Below are 1241 nucleotides of genomic sequence, written 5' to 3'. Positions count from 1 at the left end.
ACATGACCGTACCGCAAACCGACACAGGTGGACGGGATGAATATTCTAAGGCGCTTGAGAGAACTCAGGAGAAGGAACTCGGCAAATTGATACCGTAACTTCGGGAGAAGGTATGCCCTGGTAGCGTGTTAAAGCGTGAAGGGGCCGCAGTGAATCGGTGGCTGCGACTGTTTATTAAAAACACAGCACTCTGCAAACACGAAAGTGGACGTATAGGGTGTGACGCCTGCCCGGTGCTGGAAGGTTAAGTGATGGGGTGCAAGCTCTTGATCGAAGCCCCAGTAAACGGCGGCCGTAACTATAACGGTCCTAAGGTAGCGAAATTCCTTGTCGGGTAAGTTCCGACCTGCACGAATGGCGTAACGATGGCCACACTGTCTCCTCCTGAGACTCAGCGAAGTTGACATGGTTGTGACGATGCAATCTCCCCGCGGCTAGACGGAAAGACCCCATGAACCTTTACTATAGCTTCACATTGGATTGTTAACCGGCCTGTGTAGGATAGGTGGGAGGCGCTGAAAGCGGGACGCTAGTTTCGCTGGAGCCGTCCTTGAAATACCACCCTGGTTTGTTGATGGTTCTAACCTTGGCCCGTGATCCGGGTTGGGGACAGTGTGTGGTGGGTAGTTTGACTGGGGCGGTCTCCTCCTAAACGGTAACGGAGGAGTTCGAAGGTACGCTAGGTACGGTCGGAAATCGTGCTGATAGTGCATTGGCAAAAGCGTGCTTGACTGTGAGACTGACACGTCGAACAGGTGCGAAAGCAGGACAAAGTGATCCGGTGGTTCTGAATGGAAGGGCCATCGCTCAACGGATAAAAGGTACTCTGGGGATAACAGGCTGATACCGCCCAAGAGTTCATATCGACGGCGGTGTTTGGCACCTCGATGTCGACTCATCTCATCCTGGGGCTGTAGCCGGTCCCAAGGGTATGGCTGTTCGCCATTTAAAGAGGTACGTGAGTTGGGTTTAAAACGTCGTGAGACAGTTTGGTCCCTATCTGCCGTGGGCGTTGGATACTTGACGGAGGCTGCTCCTAGTACGAGAGGACCGGAGTGGACGTACCGCTGGTGTACGGGTTGTCATGCCAATGGCATTGCCCGGTAGCTATGTACGGAAGAGATAACCGCTGAAGGCATCTAAGCGGGAAACTCGTCTGAAGATAAGGTATCCCGGAGGCTAGACCTCCCTGAAGGGTCGTTCGAGACCAGGACGTTGATAGGCTGGGTGTGGAAGTGCAG

At 53.7% G+C, this 1241-nt stretch carries 1 rRNA gene; it reads left to right on the top strand.

From position 1 onward, the window contains the following. Window positions 1–1241: ribosomal RNA gene (locus A3GA_RS0111070) — 23S ribosomal RNA — on the top strand; the annotation flags it as partial.

This window comes from Oligella urethralis DSM 7531 (assembly GCF_000372065.1).
Classification (GTDB): Bacteria; Pseudomonadota; Gammaproteobacteria; order Burkholderiales; family Burkholderiaceae_B; genus Oligella; species Oligella urethralis.
Note: the sequence above shows the minus strand (reverse complement) of the source record. Positions and strands in the feature narration are given on the sequence as shown.